The following is a 17,413-nucleotide window of genomic DNA, read 5'->3' as shown; positions in this document are numbered from 1 at the left end:
AGGGTCACCCGTCACAATACCTTGATTACAGGGGATCAGTGCAAGGGCGACCCTGGTTATACCAAACAGTCACTGCCCGGTTCCCTCCTGCTAAGCCAGGGCGGGCATAAATATCAGGGTCTCAACTCCAGGGTTTCGAACAACACCGTTTCGATTTTTTCCCGACTGTAGAATGCAGGAAATACCTTGTCGTTAGCCCAGAGTTCAAACAGATTAGCGTAAAGAGGATGATCGGGGTCTCCCACCTGTCCCGGCGTATTCATCCCGAGGGTATTGTCCCAGTCCCTGGTGTCCACGAAAATTCTGAAAGAAGCACCAGAAGTCTGATTATCGCCACCTCCTGTACTACCAAGGGTAAAACCATTTCCGCCCCTGGGTGCAGGACCCACGTCCAGCCGCTCACGAGTCCGGGCATCGACAGCGCTGGAAAGTGGATGCCTGATCAGGGCATGTTTGTAGTCAGCCTGACCATAGACCCAGTTGGACTCGTTAGCGCCCAGTTTATTCCGTAAGTCTTCAATCCCCTGTTCCAGGGCCTGCAATAGGAAGGCATCCCGGCCGGCAATCGGGTCGTTACCGAAATCACCGTCAGGCGCCAGCAGGAAGTCGATCATTCGCTTCATACCGATGGTTACGTATTCACTGGCAGTTTCCGGTATCTTCAATAACTCGATATTGTCCAGCAGGCGCCTTTCGAAGGCGACATAAATGCCTGCCTCCACAGAGTTTTTATCCAGCACGTAATTCCAGTTCAGCAGGCGCTGACGGGCTCGTTCTACTGCGGCCTCCTGAGCCTGCAGGTCCTTAAGCATAGGCACCAGGGTCCGGGCAGGAATCGACAGGTAGTCATGCTGTAGCTGAATCATGTCCATCATGTTGAACTTTCGTCCCGAGCCAAGAACTTCGCTGCCCCGAGCCCAACGGTAGGGATCAGTCCAGGTGAAACCGATAGCGTCCAGATAAGGATAATCCGGTGGCGTGTAATTACTGTTGGAGGTTTCGACAAAGCCACGGGATGGGTTGTATTCATGTGGCTTCGCTTTGATTGGCAGGTAACCATCCCACTCGAATCGACCGTCGCCGGATACCGGAACCATACCGGAAAAGTTGCGTCGTATGGGCGCTATACCTACCGCCTGCCAGCCGATGTTCCCCTCGCGGTCTGCCCAGATCATGTTCTCGCCGGGTATATTGCTGTAGTTGGACGCCTCGCGAAACTCCTCCCAGTTGGTGGCCTGGTTCATGCGCAGAGAGGCCAGGTAAGGAGCCCCTCCCGGTTCCATCCAGGCGGGCCGCACAGCGTAGGCCAGGTTCTTTTCCTGATCCTGAAAAGTAACAGGACCGTGCCGGGTGTAACGCAGTTCAACCGTAACCGGAGCACTACCTTTTACGTTGATGACTTCCTCGATAATCCGCATGTCTTCCCAGCGGCCCCTGTATTCATACTGATCGGGATTATCCGGGTTGGTTTTATAGACGTACAGGTCCTCACCATCGGTATTGAACACCGTCAGGCCCCAGGCTCCGTGTTCATTGTGGCCAATGGATATACCGGGAATTTCCGGCTCACCACCACCGATTACGTTCCACCCCGGGCCCACCAGATGCGACCAGTAACGCAAGGAAGGAACTGCCTGAACACGATGAGGATCGTTGATCATCATTGGCCACCCATCCTGGGTCAACTCACCGCTAACCACCCAGTTGTTGCTACCGATGTCATCGATGGAACGCTTGTTTAATTCCCGGTCCTCCTGGTCAAGCGTTAATGCCAGTTGCTCAAAGCTGCTCTGATTGTTTCTGAACGTGGCAACAACATCCTGTGGCTCAAAACGCAGGGAGTCACGATAAGCGTTATAGAGATAGAGAATGTCGTTCTCCAGCAGCGACTCACAATCGATGTCGGTATCAAGGTTTAAGTCTGGTTGATGAGGATGGAAGTAATTGAGTTCGGTGACTTTTTCCGGCCCCAACAGACAGACGGCACGGCCGGTTCTCAATTCAAGAGCGATGTTCCCCAACAGTCCCTGGTGGCGCGAGATTACAACTTCTTCGGTCCAGTGCTGTGGTTCAATTCCAAGTATCTTGAATGGCAGGGGCAGGTCGTCGGGGTTCAGCATCGCCTGGTCAATATAAGCATTCACCCCATGCACGAAGGCATTGATTATGTCCACGCCGTTGGGGTGATAGTGGCTCAGCTCCTGGCCCAGATCTCCCCTGAATTTGAACAGGCGGGTACCGTGGTCCCTATCTATGGCCCGGGGTCCCAGAATTTCAGCCGTGGTACCCGTAGCCTGGGCGCGCCAGATTTCAAACTGAAATAATCGGTCTCTGGCGGCGTTATAGCCCTGAGCAAAGAACAGATCGTGCTCGGTTTGCGCGTAGATATGGGAGATACCCCACCTGTCCTTGAGAATTTCCACCGGCTGATCGAGCCCTTCCACCTGCAAAATCTGGTTTGACTGGGAAATAGCCTGGTTACTCAACATTGAGCAGGCAACGACTAAAAGGAATGTCTGAATGCTGGCTTGGCGAATCATGGTACTATGCCTCTTTTGTCTTTTTGTGTTTTCTTGTCCTGATTTCTGAATCTACTCAGCTGATTCCGTTTTCCTGGTGGTGCCGTACAGCTATTATCAGGACCGCCTACAGCATAGAAGCCTTGGCGTACTTTGTCTAACAGGCTGCTAATCTGGCTCCCTGACAATTAGTTTCAGCGCCTGCCTGGTTTAACTTCGCAACAACCCTACGAGCGACGAAACCAAAATGCTGAGAATTACCATAGTCGTCAGTGGTAATTGAATTCTGCATCTTTACCCGCAAACAACCTCTGTGCAGATATCCCAATGCCCTGTATTTAACCGCCACTGGGCAGACATTGGCTTTTATGCAAGTCTCCGTAGTATAAACAATAAATCCGTTAACGCGCTAAATCGTTGGCCAGACGGGCTGGCGGGTGGCGCCTGATTACTTGCCGATGCTGCTATGACTCAAACTTCCATCAAAAAGAATACCGGTGCGCTGCTTGGCTGGTTACTGCTTGCCTTTTTTGCCGCCGGCCTTGGTGGCCTGGGGTCAGCCAGCGCACCGGATTTCTATGGGCAATTGAATCTGCCGGGGTGGGCACCTCCCGCCTGGCTCTTCGGTCCTGTATGGTCTGCCCTTTATCTTATGATGGGTATCGCCTCCTGGCTGGTCTGGCGGGAAGGAGGGTTTCACAAAACGCGCCTGGCCTTGAGCCTTTACCTGCTGCAGCTCGGCATCAATTCTCTCTGGCCTTGGTTATTCTTTGCCTGGCATCTTGGCGCATGGGCTTTTGTAGAAATTGTCATCCTGTGGTTCGTGCTACTTGCTACCCTGGTGTCGTTTCGAACTCATAATGTGCTGGCGTCACTTTTTCTGATACCTTATTTGGCCTGGGTGACGTTCGCCACAGCGCTGGCGTGGAGTGCCTGGCATATGAACCCGGCACTGTTAGGCTGAGAGTCAGAACCCCATGGTGTTTGAGTTATCCTCAATCTGAATATATAGAATGCCTGGTCTGTTACTAAAGCTGGCAGGCTTCTAACAGGAGGCAGAAATCATGTATCGTGTATACGGCGATTTACTTTCGGGTAACTGCTACAAGATAAAGCTGATTCTGGAGTTTCTTTCACTTCCCTATTCCTGGCAACACCTGGATATACTCGCCGGTGAAACCCAGGTCGATACCTTTCTGGCGATTAACAGTAACGGCAAAGTTCCAGTCCTGCAGATCAGTGAGGGCGAGTTTCTCTCCGAGTCGAATGCCATTCTGAACTTCCTGGCGGAGGGCAGCGACTGGCTACCGGATACAGGCCTGCTCCGGGCCAGAATACTGCAGTGGCAGTTTTTTGAGCAATACAGTCATGAGCCCTACATTGCCGTAGCCCGCTACCTGAACAGATACCTCGGTCTGCCCGACGCGAGACTGGATGAGTATCGAAGCAAGCAGCAGGGAGGACATAAGGCGCTCGCGGTCATGGAGAGACAACTTAAAGACTCGGCTTACCTTGTTGGTGACAGGCCCAGTATTGCCGATATCAGCCTCTACGCCTACACACACGTTGCCCACGAGGGCGGATTTGACCTATCCGATTATCCCGCCATCAAGGGGTGGTTAGACCGGTTCAGTAACCTGCCAGGCTATGTTGCGATGCCTGGCCAGTAGCTTTTGCAACACACCGCTGTCGGGTAAGAATACCAGTAAGTTAATGCGTCGCATGTGGCTGTCGGGTTATTCTTCTGCAATATGGTTGTCAGGTAGACTGGCAGAAACTAACAGGCTGTTGAAAACCGTTGTAGGCGCAGCCAGGACAAGGCTGAACTGGCGCTAAAGCACAATAGCTTTTCCAACAGTCGGTTGACCTGTCTTGCTGAAACGCAGCGATAACAATAATAGTATGGTTGACTCTCACCGTCCTTGTCCGGCCGCCACTGATTTCCACAGTCAATTCCTGAGGGAAACCGGAGTCCGGGACACTGGAGTAGTGAAAAGACCCTCCTTCCAAGAACCACTAGAACACTGGAGATTACCGATGAATTCCTCAAAATTCTTTCAGCCAGGATATTTCTGTTCGATCCTGCTGGCGGTGCTGACTGCCTGCGGAGAATCTGAACCCCCGGCCCCCACAATTACCTTTGAAGAAGAACTGCAAACGCGGCTCATCAACGCCACCCCTGGAGATATTATTGAGATCCCTGCCGGTGTACACGAATTCACCCGCAGCCTGTCTCTCACTGTTAACGACATAACCCTTCGCGGGGCAGGTATGAACGATTCCATACTTTCGTTCAAAAACCAGCAACAGGGAGCCGAGGGCCTGTTGGTAAGCGCGAATAATTTCGCTATTGAAGACCTGGCTATTGAAGACACCATCGGCGATGCCCTGAAGGTCAATCAAAGTACCAACGTAACTATACGCAGAGTCCGAACTGAATGGACTGGCGGACCTCTGTCCACCAATGGTGCTTATGGTATCTATCCGGTCCAGTCCACCAATGTCCTGATTGAGGAGTCGGTTGCAATTGGCGCCTCCGATGCTGGCATTTATGTCGGGCAATCCAGCCAGATTATCGTTCGCAACAGCAGGGCAGAATACAACGTGGCGGGAATAGAAATCGAAAATTCCACCTATGCCGATGTCTACGACAATGTCGCCACCAATAACACTGGTGGCATTCTGGTTTTCGATTTACCTGATCTACCGGTTCAGGGAGGCCAGGCAACACGGGTCTTCAACAACCAGATAGTAGGGAACAATACGGAAAATTTTGCGCCAGCGGGGAATATCGTCGCCAACGTCCCCCCTGGAACAGGACTACTGATACTGGCTAACGACAACATCGAAGTCTTTGATAATGAGTTCAGTGATAACGGCAACGTCAATATCATGATTTACAGTTATGTGCTCGGGGGAAGAACCGTTGAAGATCCCAACTACGACCCCTATCCGGAAAAAATCTATATCCATGGCAACCGGTTTTCCGGGGGCGGGACCAAGCCAAGACACCCTTTACTGGTAAAACTCAATAACAGTACCGGCCAACCGATTCCGAACATTGCATGGGGAGGAATTCTCAAACCGGGTACCGAAAATCAGGATCTTATCTGCCTCGAAAACAATGGAGAAGAAAGCTTTGTCAATCTCAATGGCGGCGGCGACCCGCTCTTCGAAATAACAGCTCACCGTTGCAACCTGCCCAGGTTGTCCGCAATTTCACTGGAAAATCCATAGGGGAAATCACTATGACTGCTTATGTTATTGCCGACATCACCGTAACAGATCCAGACAGATATCAGGAATATGTCCGGCTGGCACCGGCTTTCATTGAAAAGCACGGGGGTCAGTACCGGGTAAGGGGTGGCGAGGTAGACTGCCGTGAAGGTGACTGGAAGCCACAGCGGCTTATTGTGTTGGAATTTCCATCCCGGAAGAATGCCGAGGCCTTTCTGGAAGATCCAGGGTATCAACAGATAGCGAAGATCCGCCAGCAATGCGCTACTACCAATTTAATCGTTGTGGAAAGTAACCTGCCCGGCCGCCAGTAATTCGGGCGGGCTTAATCTCCGTGGCAGCGTAATACCCCCTGGCGGTTCACTAGTCTGCCTGTTGTCGGAGCACCAGGAGAAAGTCAGCCTACCCCGACAACCAGCAGCCGGTAACTGAGAACCAACAACGCCACCGTAAGGATAAGAAATAACAAGGCTAAAATATTGCGTAAAAAGTGCTGTAAGCGAATTTTCTGGCGAAGAAAGAACCCCTGGTTGTTATCGATTGCTGGGGGTATGGCACGAAACAGACTTACCAGCGTAAAAACCAGCAAGCACCAGCAGGAGAGGAGGAATGTCGGAACCAGCTTCCGCTCCAGCTCCATGCCGGGATCCAGAGCGACGTAACCGGCCACGAAAAAAGCGGATACACCGACGATCGCGGCCAATGGCTGCAACCACGTTAATCTTACCGCCAGTTCATGGAGCTTTTCCTGCATGTCAGCAAGTCCCTGTTAGGCCGGGCAAGTCGCCGAATCAGGTATCTGGTATCGGGACTGTTTCGGCCCAGCATACCTGTTAACAAACCAGGCATCCAACTGTGAGTCGGGGGCGTATAAGTCAGGGATTACGAGTTCATGTTTTGTTATCATAGCCCTCGTATCAGTGGTGGTAACAGGCTGCCCGCTTATGCCCGAAAAGACCGGGTCGGCGCTACCTACCCATCTGAAAAACTGCAAGCCGGATACTATCGACCATGTTAGTTGTATTATCGCCCGCCAAATCCCTGGACCTTGAATCCCCCGTAGCCACCCGGAAATTTTCCCAGCCGGAGTTTCTCAGCGAAGCACGGAAGCTGGTGAAAGACCTGAAAAAGCTCAATCCGGAGGAGCTTTCAGAACTGATGCACATGAGCTCCAAGCTTGGGACACTGAACTATGCGCGTTTTGCCAACTGGCAAACCCCCTTTGACAAGGATAACGCCCGGCCTGCTATCTTCACCTTCATCGGTGACGTATACCAGGGTCTGGAGGCTAAGAGCTTTACCAGTGCCGATTTGAATTATGCACAGAAACACCTGCGTATTCTATCCGGGCTTTACGGTGTGCTACGGCCCCTCGATCTTATGCAACCCTACCGCCTCGAAATGGGAACCCGGCTGGCCACCAGCAAAGGTCAGGACCTTTATGGTTTCTGGGGCCGGAAACTTACCAGCAACCTGAATGAGGATCTGGCCACTGAGAAAGGAAAGATCCTGCTCAACCTGGCGTCTAACGAGTACTTCAACGCCATTGACGTCAAGGCACTGGATGGCACGGTAATAACACCTGTGTTCAAGGATTTTTCCAACGGCAAATACCGCTTTCTGAGTTTTTATGCCAAGCAGGCGCGAGGTATGATGGCAGCGTTTGTTATCAGAAACCGGATAACCACGGTGGAGAAACTGAAAGAATTTGACTCCGCCGGTTATCGCTTCAGTGCTGATGACTCGACAGAGACAAAACTGGTTTTTCTGCGCAAGCGGGCAGCCTGATAAAGATCGTGACATCCCTGCCCTTCAGCCAGGCCTGCGAGAATAACAAAACGTTTATTCTAGATATTCTGCACAGGCATCTGCAGCAACCGTCCAGCGTATTAGAGATTGGCAGTGGAACCGGTCAACATGCCGAGTATTTCGCCAGCCACTTGCCTCACCTGACGTGGCAGGCGACAGAACTGGCAGAAAATATCCCTCTGCTTGACAGTCGCCTCAAGCTGGCTACCCTGCCAAACCTGCCCGAGGTTCTGGCGCTTGACGTTACCCGCGGCGAATGGCCCAGCAAGAAGGTAGGCAATATTTTTTCAGCTAACACGCTGCATATCATGGGCGCGCCTGCCGTAAGGCTGTTTTTTGAGGGTGTGGCCCGCCATCTTGAACCTGGCGGGTTACTACTGGTTTATGGACCGTTCAAATATCAAGGGGAATATACCAGCGACAGTAATGCCAGTTTTGATTCCTGGCTTAAAGCCCGGGACCCGGTCAGTGGGATCAGAGATTTTGAAGTTGTTAATGGCTATGCGATAACCGGCGGACTTGAGCTGCTGGAAGATAATGCCATGCCGGCCAATAATCAGATGCTCGTGTGGCGCAAGCAATAGCTCCCGGACACTCTTGATTACTTGCCGCACTGCATTATTGCGCGGCATCGGTACTTGCACGGAAGAATCCTCTTCAGGATTTCTTAAATGGCAATAGTTTACTGGCTTCCTGTCGATAGCGCTGCACGTAGCTCTGCTCCTGTTCAAGAAATTCTTCTATGGCATTTGCAAAGTCTGCATGTCGTATCCAATGGTTCGATACCGTTCTGATAGGTTCGAACCCTCTTTGTATCTTGTGTTCTCCCTGGGCGCCGGCATCAAACTGTTCGAGTCCGTGTCGTATGCAATAGTCAATTCCCTGGTAGAAACAGGTTTCAAAATGCAGAAACTGGTACTCTTCCAGCGAACCCCAGTAACGACCGAAAACTCGACGATCGTCGCGAAAAAAGAGTGCTCCGGCAATAACCTGTTCACCCAGAGTCGCCTGCACCAGGAAAAGATTCTCAGGCATGGTTTTACCGATTTGCACAAAGAATTCTTCACTGAGGTATCCCTGCATGCCACGAACCATGTAGGTGCTCTGGTAAAAAACGAAGAAATGTTTCCATTGTATCGGGGTTATATCTGCTCCACCGACGATGGAGAAAGAAATTCCCTGATCACTGACGGACTGCCGCTCTTTGCGGATATTTTTCCGCTTTCGGGAACTGAGTGCGTTAAGGAAATCACCGAAGCAGGAGTACCCCCGGTTGAACCAATGAAACTGGGTGCCTTCTCTGGTCAGCATGCCATTTTCAGCCAGAGTCTCGCTTTCTGACTCGGTAGGGAACAGAACATGCCATGAGGAGAGGTTCGTCTCTTCGGCATGGTGTCGAATAACATCGGCCAGCAGCGGGATCAGCTGCTTTTTAGAGAGATCCTCCCGTACCAGAAAGCGTGGCCCAACACTGGGAGTGAACGGAATCGCGGTCAGCAACTTCGGATAGTAAGGGATACTATGAGTTCGGTAAGCATCAGCCCAGGACCAGTCAAACACGTATTCCCCGTAAGAATTGCTTTTCCGGTATAGCAGCACCAGGGCGGCCAGGCTCTGCTGCTTATCCCAGACAGCCAGATGCCAGGGCTGCCACCCTGTTGCCTCGGTGGTACAACCGGTATTCTCCAGCGCCCAGATAAATTCATATCTAAGAAAAGGACTGGCCTTGCCGGCCAGTCGGTTCCAGTCTTCACTGCTGATCTCAACGAGACTGCTCAGGAACCTGAATTGAAAATCTTCTGTTTTCACCGCTGCGGACAAAACCTACGCCTGTATTCAAAGTCCATCCTGACCCCAAGACTACCCGTTCTTCCTGGGCTACTGCGCGGTATTGAATTCATCGGCGGTCCAAATTACTCGGCCTTGTAATCGTCGTCAAGAATACCCTTTTCTTTCAACGTTTTTACCAGCTTTTCCGTTCTCACAAGCGCAACCACCCCGACCAGGGAGAAGCAGAACGCTGCTGCTGCCAAACCTTCCATATCCGTTTCCTTTTGAATTGCTTATCGTAATTATTCTACCGTAACCGATTTCGCAAGGTTGCGGGGCTGATCTACATCCGTGCCTTTCAGAATGGCAACGTGATAGGCAAGCAGTTGCAGGGGAATTACAAAAATAATCGGATCGAGAATATCCGGTGATGTTGGAACGTGGATGACCTTGCAGTTTTTATCCCCTTCATAACCGATGCTTTCATCCGCAAAGACGAACAGTTTCCCGCCTCTGGCACTGACTTCTGCCAGATTCGCTTTCAGTTTGCCGAGCAATTCATTGTTTGGGGCTACCGCTATAACCGGCATGTTGCTGTCTACCAGTGCGAGAGGGCCATGTTTAAGCTCACCCGCCGGATAGGCTTCGGCGTGGATATAGGAGATTTCCTTGAGTTTAAGCGCTCCCTCTTTCGCCACGGGGTATTGAATGCCCCGTCCCAGGAACAGCGCGTGCTGTTTATCCGCAAACCTCTGGGAGAGTTTCTTGATTTCCCTATCCAGCTTAAGGGTGTTGCTAACCAGTTCCGGCAGTTTACGTAACTTGCGCACGATGCGCGCTTCCGCTTTCTCGCTGAGTCCGGTTCGACGACCAAGACAGATTGCCAACAGCAATAGCAGGCAAAGCTGAGTAGTAAATGCCTTGGTTGAAGCAACCCCTATCTCCCGTCCGGCATGAGTGAGTAAACAGAAATCGGATTCTCTGACCAGGCTGCTGGTAGCGACATTACAGATTGCGAATGTCGCCTGGTAGCCGGATTCATTGGCAAATCGTAAAGCCGCCAGGGTATCGGCGGTTTCGCCGGACTGGGAGATGCTGACGAAAAGAGTGCCAGGTTGCACTATCACATCCCGATAGCGGTAGTCGCTGGCTATATCAACCTGGCAGGGAATCCGGCCGATACTCTCGAGCCAGTATTTGGCCACCTGGCCGGCCAGAAAACTGGTACCACAGGCCACGATCTGAACATTTTTTATCTTGTCGAAGATACCCGGGGCGGTGACGCCAAACGCCTCTTCCAGTACCCGGCTGTTGCTTATGCGACCATCCAGCGTGTCCTTTATGGCGACTGGTTGTTCGTAGATTTCTTTGAGCATATAGTGACTGAAGGCGCCTTTGTCTGCTTCGGCCTGCTTGCTGCTTATGTTAGTGACCTTTCGGTTTACTTTTCGATTTTTGTTCCAGACCTCGATGCTGTCCGTCCTGATCCTGGCGATGTCCCCTTCTTCCAGGAACATAAACCTGTCTGTAACCTGCCCTAAGGCCAGGGGATCGGAAGCGACAAAGTTTTCGCCAATCCCTATTCCTATAACCAGTGGGCTGCCGCTTCGGGTGACAATAATCTGATCCGGTGTTTCCAGATCGATGACACAAATTCCGTAAGCGCCATCCAGGACTTTTATCGACTCTTTGACTGACTCCAGAAGTTCTACCTTACCGCCCTTCCTGTTTTTATGTATCAGGTGCGCAATGACTTCAGTATCGGTTTCCGTCTCAAACTTGTAACCGTCTTTCTTCAACTCACTTCGAAGCTTTTCATAGTTTTCAATGATGCCATTGTGGACCAGGGCAATCTGATTATTGGATGTATGTGGGTGAGCGTTCTTTACCGTAGGTTTACCGTGGGTCGCCCAGCGCGTATGTGCAATCCCCAGGTTGCCCCGTTTACTGCTGCGGGCAACCTGACTGACCAGCTTCTCAACTTTGCCGACTGCTTTAATAAAACTGAGTTTCGGTTTCTCGGTGTTAATGAGCGCAAGACCGGCAGAATCATAACCCCGGTATTCCAGTCTTTTGAGACCTTCGATTAAAATCTCCGACACTTCCCGCTGCGAAATCGCTCCTACTATCCCACACATACCAGTTACCCGAGTTTAGAAAATTACTGTTTTTTGACTGGTCGCTTCCAGCCGCTGATGTTTCTTTGCTTGCCTCGCCCTACAGCCAGTTCACCCTCGGAAACATCGGCATTGATTGTTGAACCGGCCGCGACAAAAGCACCATCCGCTATGGCGACCGGTGCAACCAGTGTACTGTTTGAACCAATGAAAACGTTGCTGCCAATGATGCATCGGTGTTTGTTGGCGCCATCGTAATTACAGAAGATTGTTCCGGCGCCAACGTTAACTGATTCACCCAACTCTGCATCGCCAACGTAGGCAAAGTGATTTGCCTTGGATCCTCTGCCGAGAACAGAGTTCTTTACCTCTACAAAATTGCCCACCCTGACGTTGTCAGCAAGTCTGCTTCCCGGCCGGATTCTGGCAAAAGGCCCAACACTACAATGATCGGCTATTTCCGCACTCTCTATAACCGAGTTGGCGAGTATACTGCTATTCTCTCCTATCGAGGCATCCTTAATAGTGACGTTTGGCCCTATTGTGACATTGTCACCAAGGCTGACCCTGCCTTCGAACAGTGCATTGATATCTATAAAAACGTCCTTGCCGCAAGTGAGTTCTCCTCTCAGGTCGAACCTGGCTGGATCCGCCAGGGTCACACCCTGTTTCATGAGCTGTTCGGCTGATTGCTTCTGATAGTGTCGTTCCAGCCGCGATAGTTGAAGTTTGTCGTTCACACCCAGCACTTCGAATTCGTCGTCTATAATCCGGGTATAAATATCACACCCCTCTGCTACCGCCATGGCAATCACATCTGTCAGGTAATATTCACCCTGGTTATTGTTATTCCCCAGTTTGTTCAGCCAGGTGTCCAGTTTTTCAGCCGGAAGAACCATGATGCCACTGTTAATTTCGGTAATTGCCCGCTCCGCTTCGTTGGCGTCCTTTTCTTCCACGATCGCCGTTACCCGGTGTTCGTCGTCACGGATGATCCGCCCCAGACCGGTTGGATTGGAAGTATTGAGAGTAAGCAGCGCCACGGTATCCGGACTGGCGTGTTGGATAAGCTCAGCCAGGCTTTCAGCCCGGATCAGCGGCACATCACCACACAGTACGAGTACTTTATCCTGCGCCGATGTCTCAATAAGGGCCATGGCCTGTGCTACGGCATGGCCGGTACCCAATTGTTGTTCCTGGGTAACCCAGATCAAATCTGGCTGCCCGGCAAAATGCGCAATTACGGACTCGGCCCCATGGCCAATAACGACATGAAGCTTTATAGACGACAATGATCTGGCCGTCTCTACTACGTGTTCCAGCATGGGTTTACCGCCCAATTCGTGCAATACCTTGGGCCGGTCTGAATTCATCCGGGTTCCTTTCCCGGCTGCGAGGATGACAACATTAACAGTCATTTTTTAACTCTTTACAATAACTTGTTGATTTGGCTTAAAAGCTTTTGGAAATACCCCAACAGAATAGCAAAAAAAAAGGTAGCTATTGCTACCTTTTTTGTGTCGCGGTTCCGCTTTTTAACAGAAGTTTACTTCCGCATCTGGCGAAGCGCTCGCAGTTGGGCAGCGGCTTCCGCCAATTGTGCGGCGGCCCGACCGTATTCGAAGTCGGCGGCCTGTTCAGCCATAGCTCTTTCAGCATCAGCCTTCGCTTCCAGAGCAGCGGCTTCATCCACATCGTGTGCTCGCAGGGCCGTATCGGCCAACAAAGAAACAATGCCGCGCTGAACTTCCAGATAGCCACCTGAAACATAGAAGACTTCTTCTTCTCCACCAGGTAACACGACTCTTACAGGGCCGGGATTCAAACCAGTCAACAACGGCGCGTGGCCTGGTGCTATACCCAGATCACCCATTGTTCCGGCGGCCACAACCATCTCAACCAGCCCGGAAAAAATGCTTTTCTCCGCACTTACGATGTCACAGTGCATTGTCATAGCCATAGTCTGATTCTCACCGTACTGGGTTAGGATTTCTTGAGTTTCTCAGCTTTCTCAACCGCTTCCTCAATGGTACCGACCATGCTGAAAGCCTGTTCTGGCAGGTGGTCGTAGTCGCCTTTAAGAATACCCTGGAAACCCGCGATAGTATCTTTAAGTGAAACATACTTGCCTGGCTGGTTGGTAAATACTTCGGCCACCGTAAAAGGTTGCGAGAGGAACTGGGAAATACGTCTGGCGCGGGAAACGATCAACTTGTCCTCTTCGGAAAGTTCATCCATACCCAGAATCGCGATGATGTCTTTCAGTTCCTTGTAGCGCTGCAATACGGTCTGTACACCACGCGCTGTATCATAATGCTCGTTGCCGATGACCAGCGGATCCAGCTGTCGAGAGGTGGAATCCAGTGGGTCCACCGCCGGATAAATACCGAGCGATGCGATATCCCGGGACAGTACCACCGTCGCGTCAAGGTGAGCAAATGTTGTCGCTGGTGAGGGGTCAGTGAGGTCGTCAGCCGGTACATAAACCGCTTGAATCGATGTAATGGAGCCAGTTTTGGTTGAAGTAATGCGCTCCTGAAGAGCACCCATTTCTTCCGCCAGTGTCGGCTGGTAACCTACCGCAGAAGGCATACGACCAAGCAACGCCGATACCTCGGTACCCGCCAGAGTGTAACGGTAGATGTTGTCGACGAAGAACAGTACATCACGCCCTTCATCACGGAATTTCTCGGCCATGGTCAAGCCGGTCAGGGCAACCCGGAGGCGGTTGCCGGGTGGCTCATTCATCTGGCCGTAAACCATCGATACCTTTGATTCGCCTTCCAGGTTAACAACGCCGGATTCCTGCATCTCGTAATAGAAGTCGTTACCTTCCCGGGTGCGCTCTCCCACGCCGGCGAATACGGACAACCCTGAGTGAGCCTTGGCAATGTTATTGATGAGCTCCATCATATTTACGGTCTTGCCTACACCGGCACCACCGAACAAGCCAACCTTACCGCCCTTCGCAAACGGGCAGACCAGATCGATAACCTTGATGCCGGTTTCCAGCAATTCATTGGTAGCAGACAGCTCTTCGTAAGTTGGTGCGTCACGGTGAATAGGCATTCTTTCCTTTTCACCGATCGGGCCTCGCTCATCAATGGGCCGACCCAGTACATCCATTATTCTGCCCAGAGTTTCGTGACCGACCGGCACAGAAACCGGAGCGCCAGTATCAGCGACGTTCAGACCTCGCTTGAGTCCCTCGGTGGAACCCAGTGCAATTGTTCGGACCACACCGTCGCCCAACTGCTGCTGAACTTCCAGGGTAATCTCGGTGTTGTCCACCGTCAGGGCATCATAAACCTGGGGAACCGCATCACGTGGGAATTCCACGTCAATTACAGCACCAATGATTTGAACGATTCGACCGCTACTCATGTCCGGTTCCTCTTAACTTGTCGCAATCTTGCTAGTCTTTGAATTCGAAATTCTTTTACAAATGAACCGCTATACGGCGGCCGCACCACTGACAATTTCCGAAAGCTCCTGGGTAATGGAAGCCTGACGTGCCTTGTTGTATACCAGTTCCATCCCTTCAATAAGATCGCCGGCGTTATCAGTTGCGTTCTTCATGGCGATCATTCGAGCGGCCTGTTCACAGGCGGCGTTTTCAACCACTGCCTGGTAAACCTGCGATTCCATGTAGCGCAGCAGCAGGCCATCCAGCAATTCCTTGGCATCCGGCTCGTACAGGTAGTCCCAGTGGTGCTGCAGATCAGCATCATCAGAAGGTAACAGTGGCAGAAGCTGCAGTACCGTCGGTTCCTGAGTCATGGTGTTAACGAAGTTGTTATAGACGATCATCAGCTTGTCGATCTCTTCGTTATCGAACTTGTCCAGCATCACCTTGACGGCGCCGATCACATCGGAAACTTCCGGTGCGTCGCCTATGCCGCGCTGGGAAGCGACCACCCTGCCGCCGTAACTCTGGAAGAAAGCGGCCGCCTTTGCACCGATTACGCAGATATCAATTTCGACGCCCTGGTCTGCCCAGGCTTTCATGGAGATCACGGTCTTTTTGAAAGCATTGACATTAAGACCACCGCAAAGGCCACGATCCGTGGAAACAACGATGTAGCCTACGCGCTTGATCTCCCGGGTATCGAAATACTGGTGCTTGTATTCCGGAGACGAGTTGGCTACGTGTCCCACCACCGAGCGAATGCGTTGGGAATACGGTTTGCCAAGCTGCATGCGGTCCTGCGCCTTGCGCATTTTGCTGGCCGCGACCATTTCCATGGCGCTTGTGATCTTCTGTGTATTTTTTACACTGGAGATCTTCTTACGTATTTCTTTTCCACCTGCCATCGGGAGCTGTTGCCTTTCTAGTAACTGTTATCTGTCAGTGAACTCTCAGTAAACGCTTTTTATTAATAAAGCTATTGCTTTACTATTTTTATGTTCAGCGCCTTACCAGCTGTTGCTGGACTTGAACTTTTCGATCGCTGCCTTGTACTGACCCTCAATGTCACCGTTCCAGTCACCTGTCTCGTTGACCTGCTTCAGCAGGGCAGCATGCTCACCGTTCATATAAGAAAGCAGCGCCGATTCGAAATCCAGTACCTTGTTCAGTTCCACGTCCTTGAGGTATCCCTCATTCGCGGCATACAGTGAAACACCCATTTCGGCTACCGAAAGAGGGGAATACTGCTTCTGCTTCATCAATTCGGTTACGCGCTGACCATGCTCGAGCTGGGCACGGGTTGCATCATCCAGATCAGAGGCAAACTGGGCAAATGCTGCAAGCTCCCGGTACTGGGCGAGGGCGATACGAATACCACCGCCGAGCTTTTTAATGATCTTGGTCTGTGCTGCACCACCCACTCGAGAAACGGAAATACCCGGGTTCATCGCTGGTCGTATACCCGAGTTGAACAGGTCCGTTTCCAGGAAGATCTGCCCGTCGGTAATGGAGATCACGTTGGTCGGTACGAACGCCGAAACGTCCCCGGCCTGTGTTTCAATGATGGGAAGCGCTGTCAGTGATCCCGTTTTACCCTTGACTTCACCGTTGGTAAATTGTTCAACGTAGTTAGCGTTTACTCGCGCTGCACGCTCCAATAGGCGGGAGTGCAAGTAGAAAACGTCACCGGGATAAGCCTCTCGACCCGGCGGTCGGCGAAGCAGCAGGGAAATCTGTCGGTAGGCCCAGGCCTGCTTGGTCAGATCGTCGTAGATGATCAGCGCGTCTTCGCCACGATCCCGGTAGTACTCACCCATGGAGCAACCGGAATAGGGGGCTATAAACTGCATGGAAGCAGGATCAGAGGCTGTCGCGGCTACCACAATGGTGTATTCCATGGCGCCGTGTTCTTCGAGCTTGTTTACCACGTTGGCAACCGAGGAGGCTTTCTGGCCTACGGCCACGTAGATACATTTGATGCCCTTGCCCTTCTGGTTAATGATGGCGTCTACCGCGATAGCGGTCTTACCTACCTGGCGGTCACCAATAATCAATTCCCGCTGACCACGACCGATTGGAGTCATGGCATCGATAGACTTAAGGCCCGTTTGAACGGGTTGATCCACCGATTTACGGGCGATAACACCTGGCGCCACTTTTTCGATCGGGTCGCTATGCTTGGAGTTGATCGGACCCTTGCCGTCTATGGGTTTACCCAGTGCATCAACAACCCGGCCTTCCAGCTCCGGCCCTACCGGCACTTCGAGAATTCGACCCGTGCAGCGACAAGTCTGGCCTTCAGACAAGCTCAGGTAGTCGCCCAAAACCACAGCACCTACTGAGTCTCGCTCCAGGTTCAGAGCCATACCGTAGATACCGCCTTCAAATTCGATCATCTCGCCGTACATCACGTCGGCCAGTCCATGAATGCGGATAATACCGTCAGAGACGCTGACGATAGTGCCTTCATTTTTGGCCTGCACCGATACATCCAGCGATGAGATACGCTGCTTGATAATTTCACTGATTTCGGATGGATTCAGTTGTTGCAT

16 protein-coding genes are annotated in these 17,413 nt (G+C 51.7%); 6 read left to right on the top strand and 10 right to left on the bottom strand.

What is annotated here, in order from left to right; translation table 11 throughout:
- Positions 1-113: 113 nt before the first annotated feature.
- Positions 114-2,540, bottom strand: a complete 2,427-nt coding sequence (locus tag R3F50_06610; protein MEZ5489976.1) for a penicillin acylase family protein — start codon at positions 2,538-2,540, stop codon at positions 114-116.
- A gap of 445 nt (positions 2,541-2,985) precedes the next feature.
- Between R3F50_06610 and R3F50_06605 the strand changes: the two genes are divergently transcribed.
- The 4 genes from R3F50_06605 (at position 2,986) to R3F50_06590 (ending at position 6,070) form a co-directional block, all read left to right on the top strand.
- The gene (locus tag R3F50_06605; GenBank protein ID MEZ5489975.1) at positions 2,986-3,483 is read left to right on the top strand and encodes a TspO/MBR family protein; all 498 of its coding nucleotides are present in this window, start codon (positions 2,986-2,988) and stop codon (positions 3,481-3,483) included.
- 100 nt (positions 3,484-3,583) lie between these two features.
- The gene (locus tag R3F50_06600) at positions 3,584-4,189 is read left to right on the top strand and encodes a glutathione S-transferase family protein (protein MEZ5489974.1); all 606 of its coding nucleotides are present in this window, start codon (positions 3,584-3,586) and stop codon (positions 4,187-4,189) included.
- Between the two features lie 367 nt (positions 4,190-4,556).
- Positions 4,557-5,756 (top strand): parallel beta-helix domain-containing protein, encoded by a 1,200-nt coding sequence (locus tag R3F50_06595; protein MEZ5489973.1) that lies wholly within the window; start codon positions 4,557-4,559, stop codon positions 5,754-5,756.
- An 11-nt stretch (positions 5,757-5,767) separates the two neighbouring features.
- Positions 5,768-6,070: a DUF1330 domain-containing protein gene (locus tag R3F50_06590; protein MEZ5489972.1), complete on the top strand. Its 303-nt coding sequence runs from the start codon at positions 5,768-5,770 to the stop codon at positions 6,068-6,070.
- A gap of 83 nt (positions 6,071-6,153) precedes the next feature.
- Here R3F50_06590 and R3F50_06585 read toward each other — a convergent pair whose 3' ends face one another.
- On the bottom strand, positions 6,154-6,510 hold the full coding sequence (locus R3F50_06585; GenBank protein MEZ5489971.1) for a hypothetical protein: 357 nt from the start codon (positions 6,508-6,510) through the stop codon (positions 6,154-6,156).
- Between the two features lie 257 nt (positions 6,511-6,767).
- Here R3F50_06585 and yaaA point away from each other — a divergent pair, with 257 nt between their 5' ends.
- Entirely contained in the window at positions 6,768-7,544 is a 777-nt protein-coding gene (yaaA, locus tag R3F50_06580; protein ID MEZ5489970.1) for a peroxide stress protein YaaA, read from the top strand.
- A gap of 8 nt (positions 7,545-7,552) precedes the next feature.
- The gene (locus tag R3F50_06575; GenBank protein MEZ5489969.1) at positions 7,553-8,149 is read left to right on the top strand and encodes a DUF938 domain-containing protein; all 597 of its coding nucleotides are present in this window, start codon (positions 7,553-7,555) and stop codon (positions 8,147-8,149) included.
- A 73-nt stretch (positions 8,150-8,222) separates the two neighbouring features.
- On the opposite strand, the gene R3F50_06570 is transcribed toward R3F50_06575, so the two are convergent.
- The 8 genes from R3F50_06570 to atpA all read right to left on the bottom strand — a co-directional run bounded on the left by R3F50_06570 (position 8,223) and on the right by atpA (position 17,413).
- Complete coding sequence (locus R3F50_06570; GenBank protein ID MEZ5489968.1) at positions 8,223-9,374, bottom strand: GNAT family N-acetyltransferase; 1,152 nt, start codon at positions 9,372-9,374, stop codon at positions 8,223-8,225.
- A gap of 104 nt (positions 9,375-9,478) precedes the next feature.
- Positions 9,479-9,607, bottom strand: a complete 129-nt coding sequence (locus R3F50_06565; GenBank protein ID MEZ5489967.1) for a hypothetical protein — start codon at positions 9,605-9,607, stop codon at positions 9,479-9,481.
- A gap of 30 nt (positions 9,608-9,637) precedes the next feature.
- A complete protein-coding gene (gene glmS / locus R3F50_06560; GenBank protein MEZ5489966.1) occupies positions 9,638-11,473 on the bottom strand; it encodes a glutamine--fructose-6-phosphate transaminase (isomerizing) in 1,836 nt (611 codons plus the stop codon).
- Between the two features lie 23 nt (positions 11,474-11,496).
- Positions 11,497-12,870 (bottom strand): bifunctional UDP-N-acetylglucosamine diphosphorylase/glucosamine-1-phosphate N-acetyltransferase GlmU, encoded by a 1,374-nt coding sequence (glmU, locus tag R3F50_06555; protein MEZ5489965.1) that lies wholly within the window; start codon positions 12,868-12,870, stop codon positions 11,497-11,499.
- Positions 12,871-12,998: 128 nt separating this feature from the next.
- Positions 12,999-13,412, bottom strand: a complete 414-nt coding sequence (locus R3F50_06550) for a F0F1 ATP synthase subunit epsilon (GenBank protein ID MEZ5489964.1) — start codon at positions 13,410-13,412, stop codon at positions 12,999-13,001.
- 23 nt (positions 13,413-13,435) lie between these two features.
- A complete protein-coding gene (gene atpD, locus R3F50_06545; protein MEZ5489963.1) occupies positions 13,436-14,836 on the bottom strand; it encodes a F0F1 ATP synthase subunit beta in 1,401 nt (466 codons plus the stop codon).
- Between the two features lie 69 nt (positions 14,837-14,905).
- Entirely contained in the window at positions 14,906-15,766 is an 861-nt protein-coding gene (gene atpG / locus R3F50_06540) for a F0F1 ATP synthase subunit gamma (GenBank protein MEZ5489962.1), read from the bottom strand.
- A gap of 102 nt (positions 15,767-15,868) precedes the next feature.
- Entirely contained in the window at positions 15,869-17,413 is a 1,545-nt protein-coding gene (atpA, locus tag R3F50_06535; GenBank protein MEZ5489961.1) for a F0F1 ATP synthase subunit alpha, read from the bottom strand.

The sequence above is a fragment of the Gammaproteobacteria bacterium genome, from assembly GCA_041395725.1.
GTDB lineage: Bacteria > Pseudomonadota > Gammaproteobacteria > Pseudomonadales > Pseudohongiellaceae > NORP240.
The sequence above is the reverse complement of the archived record's forward strand: the minus strand, read 5'-3'. Positions and strand labels throughout refer to the sequence as shown.